Annotated in this window: 8 protein-coding genes and 1 tRNA gene; 2 read left to right on the forward strand and 7 right to left on the reverse strand. The window is 37.7% G+C overall.

Translation table 11 applies throughout. The features are described from left to right. Positions 1-53: 53 nt before the first annotated feature. The 7 genes from AWW78_RS04590 to AWW78_RS04620 all read right to left on the reverse strand — a co-directional run bounded on the left by AWW78_RS04590 (position 54) and on the right by AWW78_RS04620 (position 6,010). On the reverse strand, positions 54-1,520 hold the full coding sequence (locus AWW78_RS04590; protein ID WP_047134355.1) for a sodium:solute symporter: 1,467 nt from the start codon (positions 1,518-1,520) through the stop codon (positions 54-56). Positions 1,521-1,525: 5 nt separating this feature from the next. Beyond that, on the reverse strand, positions 1,526-1,873 hold the full coding sequence (locus AWW78_RS04595; RefSeq protein WP_047134356.1) for an STAS domain-containing protein: 348 nt from the start codon (positions 1,871-1,873) through the stop codon (positions 1,526-1,528). A 17-nt stretch (positions 1,874-1,890) separates the two neighbouring features. Beyond that, complete coding sequence (locus AWW78_RS04600; protein WP_047134357.1) at positions 1,891-2,418, reverse strand: DUF6913 domain-containing protein; 528 nt, start codon at positions 2,416-2,418, stop codon at positions 1,891-1,893. A 10-nt stretch (positions 2,419-2,428) separates the two neighbouring features. Beyond that, positions 2,429-3,037, reverse strand: a complete 609-nt coding sequence (locus AWW78_RS04605; RefSeq protein ID WP_047134358.1) for a hypothetical protein — start codon at positions 3,035-3,037, stop codon at positions 2,429-2,431. A 14-nt stretch (positions 3,038-3,051) separates the two neighbouring features. Beyond that, entirely contained in the window at positions 3,052-5,055 is a 2,004-nt protein-coding gene (ligA, locus tag AWW78_RS04610; protein ID WP_047134369.1) for an NAD-dependent DNA ligase LigA, read from the reverse strand. 30 nt (positions 5,056-5,085) lie between these two features. Beyond that, positions 5,086-5,826, reverse strand: coding sequence for a helix-turn-helix domain-containing protein (locus AWW78_RS04615; protein WP_047134359.1), 741 nt, complete (start codon positions 5,824-5,826; stop codon positions 5,086-5,088). Between the two features lie 109 nt (positions 5,827-5,935). Further along, positions 5,936-6,010: transfer RNA gene (locus AWW78_RS04620), tRNA-Val, on the reverse strand. Positions 6,011-6,273: 263 nt separating this feature from the next. Here AWW78_RS04620 and AWW78_RS04625 point away from each other — a divergent pair. Then, positions 6,274-6,768, forward strand: a complete 495-nt coding sequence (locus AWW78_RS04625) for a DUF3592 domain-containing protein (protein WP_047134360.1) — start codon at positions 6,274-6,276, stop codon at positions 6,766-6,768. Positions 6,769-6,772: 4 nt separating this feature from the next. Then, complete coding sequence (locus AWW78_RS04630) at positions 6,773-7,162, forward strand: DUF3592 domain-containing protein (RefSeq protein WP_047134361.1); 390 nt, start codon at positions 6,773-6,775, stop codon at positions 7,160-7,162. The last annotated feature ends 66 nt before the right edge of the window (positions 7,163-7,228 follow it).

Below are 7,228 nucleotides of genomic sequence, written 5' to 3' on the forward strand. Positions count from 1 at the left end.
TTTATTTTTAACTTTTTTCACAAATTTAAAAATTTTTTATCCCAAAGTTCAAACTACTTATGACTTCTCAGCATTTGAACCAAGTTACCAAAAATTATAGTCGTTCCAGCTCCAATGAAAGTATGCCATGTCCAAGCAATTTTCGTATTCAAAATGACATAAACCATCGCAAGGATTCCAGCTATAAATCCAACGAGTGCGCTTGTTTCGTCAACCTTTTTGAACAGAACCCCAAGAAGAAATGTCCCAAGCAATCCACCATATGTAAATGAGGCAATGCTTAAGGCAAGTTCAACGACGGTTTTTTCTGTTCTCATAAAGAATATCGCCGAGCCAACAAGAAGAACAGCCCATACAGCAGTTATAATTCTTGAAATGATTAGCTCATTTCTTTCGTCTTGATTTTTACCAAAATATGGTTTATAAATGTCGATCATTGCTGAGGATGCAAGCGAACTCATTGAGCCTGCAAGCGTTGACATCGCAGCTGCAAAGAGCCCAGCAATTATTAAACCTGAGATCCCAGAAGGGATATATTTTACAATGAAGTCCGCAAAGACTTCATTTGGATTCATTTTTGTCCCATTGTAGAAAGTGTAAAGCATCAATCCAATGAATAAAAAGATGAAAAACTGAACCGCCACTATAAATCCAGTTGTTATAAGGGCTTTCTGACTGTTTTTTACCGAGTCAGTTGTAAGAAGTCGTTGAACGATGAGTTGATCCGTTCCATGTGAAGCCATCGAAAGAAATGCACCGCCAATTAAACTTGCAAATAAAGTGTATGGTTGATTAAAAAATTCTTTTAGCGGCTTATCAAATCCCCAGTTTATAATTTTAAATTTCTCCGCTGAAAAGCTAATCACTTGTGAAATTCCACCATCTATCTTGCTCCCAAGAACGATAATTGCTGCAATAGCACCGCCAATGTAGATAAACATTTGAACAACATCCATCCATATGACCGCTCTTACCCCGCCGATGAATGTGTAAAGGAATGTGATAACAGAGATGACAGTAATTGAAGTTATATAAATTTGCGTATCTGACCATCCTGCGAACTGAGCGGAATTTTTCAAAATCACCGCAAGGGGTATAGCCGTTGTAAATAATCTAACGCCATCAGCCGCAAGGCGCGTTAACATAAAAACAATTGATGCAAAATTTCTAACCTTTCGCCCAAACCTTATTCCTAAAAATTGATATGCCGTCGCAAGCTCACCGCGGTAATAAGCTGGCAAAAGAAGAAAACTTACAGCGATTCTGCCCAAGATGTAACCAAAGGTTAACTGTAGGAAATTTAAATTCGTTGCATATGCAACCCCAGGAATGCTTAAAAATGTCAACGCGCTCGTCTCTGTTGCGACAACTGCAAAGCAAACTGCAAGCCATGGGACTTGCCTCGCTCCGAGAAAATAATCAAGTGTGTTCCTTTGCTTTCCGCCCGAAATTATCCCGAAGATAAGAACCCCGAGAAGGTAAAGAACTACGATTAACCAATCAATTAAACCAAAGTTCATTTAGTTTACTTTTTTGTTTTTGAATCGAGCGCCTCATCTATAGAAGGGGCAATTTTAAAAAGTGGATCGAGCCTTGCTATTTTCATTAAGCTTAAAACTTTATCAGTGACGCCGACAAGGGTAACATCGCCCTTATTTTCCCGCATCCTTCTTTCACAAAATAAAAGCGAACTTAAACCAGAACTATCACAGTATTCAACCTGTGATAAATCAATTATTAACCTCTTTACATTACTCTGGCATAGAGCGAGAAATTCAGCTTTTAATTCGGGTGAGAGCGTCGCATCGAGCTTCTTTTCGCGAAGTTTAAATATTATCGTGTTTTTATCTGGTTTTAGTATCTCAAAATTCATACATCAAAAACTTTGAATTAAAAAATACTTAAAGTGTTGATTATCCCTGAGTAAGCCGATTTTAAATCTATGTTTCTGCTTAGAGCAAGCTGAAAATTATAGAATAAATCTGCGTTGTCGCGCTTGAAACCAATCTTTATTCCAGCATTGAGCTCTTGACAAAGCCAAGCATTGAAAAGATCAAATTCAAAACTCATATCAATTGCAATGTCATACCTGAACAAAACAAGTTTTTTAACAAAGTTTTTCTTGGGCAATCCAAAAATTGAAATATTGTCCTGCCCAACTTCAATATAGCGATATCTCTTTATCGTGAAATATTCTTTAAAATCCGATGTGGCTATAACGGTTATATTATATCTGCTTGGGATATCTTTAAGCATCTCGTAGGCAATCAGGAACTGCTCGATCTTCCTTGGCATTATGACGACAATGTATCTTGCCCTTTGAAATGCTTGCGTGAAATTAACAATTTTCCTCCCTTTAACTTCACTTCTTAATTTCGCAAATGAAATAATTGTCTTTTGAAGGATGTCTTTTAACATTTTAAACTTGTCACTTTGATCTTCTGCCCCTTATGTATGCCTGACGAACATATTCTTTATCATAAAAGTAATATGAAAGCCCAACCTTCAAAGTGATAAATCCATCTTTATCCTTGGTTGAAGGATTCCCATCAAAGTCGCCTCTCGTTGTTAAGTTGTAAGATGTTGAAAAATCAATCGAAAGGAAATGCTTTACATACATATTCAATCCAAGCCCAAATCCAACTGTTGGCGTGTTTTTACCCATATAAGTAGGTATATTGGGTTGGTAGTGAATCATCCCAGCTGAGATGAAAAAGTATGCGTCTGATCTACTTCTTGGAACTATGTGAAATTCACCCTGCAATTCACCCGCTATAACTGTAGACCAGTTTCTTAAGTTAGTATTTTTATCCTTGAATCCAACCCATCCACCAGAAAATTTTCCAACAACTGAAAAGAAATCAAAAATTCCCAACCTTACTTTTGCATCCCCTATAGGTTGAACATCTGGCTTTGATTGCCCCTGAAAGATGGAAACGCCAAGATCCGCACCAAATCCAAATTTCCCAGGCAAAGTTTGCGAAAACAAAGAATTACCTATTATGATGACAAGAATCAAAAATAAATTTCTATGCATTTTTTGCTCCATTTTTATTTAATAAGTTCGAGAAATTCTTCTTCGGTTATTATTTTAACGCCCAGTTGCCTTGCTTTATCATATTTTGAACCGGGGTTCTCACCAACAACGACATAATCAGTTTTTCTGCTTACGCTATTGCTCACTTTTCCACCCAATTCTTCAACCTTTTCCTTCGCTTCTTCACGAGTGAAGTTCTTCAAAGTTCCTGTGAAGACAAATGTTTTACCAGCAAGTTTCTTCTTAGCCTTTTCCTCAGGTTTAACCTCGAAATTCAATCCTGCATTTCTTAGTCTTTCCAGTAGCTCAAGATTTCGCTGATCGTGGAAAAATTTGTAAACGCTTTCGGCTATTCTCGGTCCGATTCCGTAAACAGACTCTATCTGTGAAGGTGTCGCTTTAATAAGTTCATCAATTGAATCGAAAGCGTCAGCGAGAAGTTTTGCTGTTTCGGAACCGACATACCTTATTCCAAGGGCGTAAAGAACGCGGTGAAATGGCTGCTTTTTGCTGTTTTCAATTGAATTTAACAAATTTTGCACACTTTTCTCGCCAAATCCCTCGATCTTTACAAGCTTCGCTTTGTGTTTATAGAGCTCATAAATGTCGGCATAATTTTTCAAAAAACCAAGAGTGACAAGTTTATCAACAATTGCCTCGCCAAGCCCTTCAATATCCATTGCTCCCCTTGATGCGAAGTGTTCAATTCTGGCTCTTACCTGAGCTGGGCATTCTGGATTTTCGCAATAATAATTTGCTTCACCAGCTGGTCTTTCAATCGGTCCGCCGCATGCAGGACATGTTTTAGGAAATTCAAATGGAACCGCATCTGGTGGGCGCTTTTCAAGTACAACTCCTACGATCTTTGGGATCACCTCACCACTTCGCTCAACTATTACAGTGTCGCCAACCCTTATGTCTTTTTCTTTGATGTAGTCCTCGTTATGAAGCGTTGCCCTTGTTATAGTTACACCACCAAGTGGAACAGGTTGAAGTTCAGCGACTGGGGTGATAGTTCCGACCCTTCCGACTTGAAGCGTGATCCCAAGAAGTTTAGTTTGCGCTTGTCTTGGAGTGAACTTGAAAGCAATTGCCCACCTTGGGCTTTTAGCTATCGCACCGAGAATTTCCTGCTGACGAATTGAATCAACTTTAACAACAACGCCGTCAATTTCATATGGCAAATCATCTCTGTGCTCTTCCCAGTATTTCCAGAAATCAATAACCTCATCTATGTTTTCGCAAAGCTTGATATGTTCACAAACAGGGAAACCAAGTTTTTTTAAAGTTTGCAAGTTTTCATAGTGACTTGTAAGTTCAATCCCCTCAGCTGATAAGTAATAAGCAAAAAATCTTAATGGTCTTTGTGCAACAAGAGTTGGATCTTGAAGTTTTAAAGTTCCAGCGGTCGCATTGCGTGGATTTGCAAAAATTTTTTCACCAAGTCGTTCTCGTTCCTCATTTAACTTTTCAAAATCAATTTTATTCATGTAAACTTCTCCACGAACCTCAATGTTTAAAAATTTTTCATCTGGGTTCATCAATCGCAATGGAATTGAGCAGATCGTCTTTATGTTATTTGTGATATCGTCGCCTTGAATTCCATCTCCTCGAGTTGCCCCAAGAACAAGGATTCCATTTTCATATTTCAATCTTACAGCAACACCATCAAATTTTAACTCAGCAACATATTTATATTTTTCACCCTCAAGTAATTCTGAAACTCTTCTATCAAAATCTTTTATTTCCTCAATTGTGAAGGCATTATTTAAACTTAACATTGGGCTCGGATGCGTGACAGTTGGAAACTCCTTTGTTGGTTGCCCACCTACTCTCTGCGTTGGTGAGTCCGGGGTTATAAGTTCTGGATATTGCTTCTCAAGCTCAATTAACTCCCTCATCAACATATCGTATTCAAAGTCGGAAATTATAGGTTCTGCAAGGACATAATACCTGTAATCATGTTCCCTTATTTCTTTTCTTAACTGCTCAATTCTTTCAATGATTTTCGGGTCAATGTGCCTCATGTCTGTGAGGGGGATTTTGTTTTACCTTTGAGATAGAAGCGACTTTAATTTTTCTCTATCAATAATGTAATTTCTTATCACCACCCCTTTTTCACCCAAAGATTCAAGTTCGTGTCCGTTAAGAGTAAATTTTATCCCGCCGGCATTTCCGATAGTGAAATTGAAACTGTTTTTCGCTTTTAATCTTAAACTTGAGCCCGGAGACATTAAGAACTCTTTTACCTGAAAACTATCAATTATAACGCTGAACCATACGGAATCAGTTGCGGTTACTTTCAAATCGAGACTGTCAATTTCTATATTTGCTTTTTGTTCTATAGTTTTAGTAGTTTCAAGTTTTGAAATTTCTTCAACCGCTGTTTCAAAGCTTTTCTTTTCAACTGGTTTCTTTTCTTCTTCAACACCAATGAAAATGAACAAAGCTATGAATGTTATAATGAGCGCACCAACCAGCCATAAGGCATTTTCGGAGATAAAAGAAGCAAGGTCAAGCTTAATCTTTGGTGTTTCTCTTTTTTCAACGGCAGGTTTTAAAGAAACAAGTTCCTTTTCATATTCTTTTATAATTTCATCTGGATTTAGCCCAACTGCTTTTGCATAGCTTCTGACGAAGGCTCTAACATATGGTTCAGGAGCGAAATCATAAACCCCCGCCTCTATCTTTTCAAGTAATTTCTCGCTTATCCTTGTCTTTTTTGAGATATCTTTAAGGGTTAAATTCCGATCCTCGCGCGCCTTTTTCAGGATTTCAGCAACGCTCATTTCGTTCCATTTTAGTTTTCAAAATAATCTAACAAAATTAATTTTTTAAATCAACTGCGAAATCGCGAATTTAATGCCTCGTCGGATGACCCCACTTAAAATAATTTTGTGGGCGCTGCAGGATTCGAACCTGCGACCTCTACCGTGTGAAGGTAGCGCTCTGGACCAACTGAGCTAAGCGCCCAACTTCAGTAATTAATTTAATAATCAAAACAAAATAAATACAAATTTGTGCGAGCAATTCACAATTGCCACCTTCATCCGTCCCGAGTATAAATGGGAACAAAATGCACAAATTGATGAATCGTGTTTTATTTGTGCAACTTATTGATAAGCAACTCACAACAAGTATGGAAATTGAATTTAAAAATGCCCCCTTGACAAAAATCGAAAAAATTTCTACTTTATATCAGAATTTACACGAAAGATAAATTCCGGGTCCACACCATGAAAAGAATTTTTCTGTTTGGTGGTTCGCTTTTCTTGACAGGAGGTGGATTTTTATTATACGGTGGTTATGAGCTGTATTACAGCCTTTTATCTTATCTTTCCAAGGGAAATTACTGGGGGCGTTTCTATGATAGTTTTATAAAGGGTATTGTAATTACATCATTTGGATTACTTTTCATTGCAGCTGGAATATTCATGATAATAAGTGAAAAGAAGTGCCAGAGGATTCGGACTACAGGTGTTCCTGTAAAAGGGACTATAACTAAAATAATAGAATCACCTGGCGAGAGGAGGTTGTATTATGAATATAGGGATGCCTATGGAAGGCTATATAAAGGGAAAGGTTATGAGCTTTCAGAGAGGGAAGCATATGGACTTGTGGTGGGGAATGAAATAAACATCCTCATTGATCCTGAGAACCCGAAATATCATATCATTGTTCTTGAAAAAACTTCATCCCACCTTTTGAGGGCAAAAATAAAGGAAGGGTAGTGAGATGGAAAACTCTGAAATGCCAATAACTGTGGCTATCTTCGGCTTTATTATGTCTTCCAGCTTTTTGATCGCGGGAGCATGGGCATTTTTATTTTCACTCCGTGATATACGAAGGGGAAGGGCAAGTAAATCCTGGCCTACTACAACAGGAAAGATAACATTTTCAGGAATTAAAAAAGTTAGCGATAGTGAAGGCACCTTCTATTTTCCTGATATATCTTATGAATACTCAGTAGATGGCGTCACCTATTTATCAGATGCGATTCACTTTGGACCTGCACGGGGTTTTGCTTTTCCATCTTCTGCAAGAAAGAGGGCAAGTAAGTATACTGTCGGTATGCCTGTTACTGTTTATTATAACCCTGAAGATCCGAATATAGCTGTACTTTAACCAGGTATTAGGACGAGCAGCTTTATTTTTTTAGGACTTGGTGCTTTATCTTTTATTATTGGAATA

This window comes from Candidatus Kryptonium thompsonii (assembly GCF_001535985.1).
Taxonomy (GTDB): Bacteria; Bacteroidota; Ignavibacteria; order Kryptoniales; family Kryptoniaceae; genus Kryptonium; species Kryptonium thompsonii.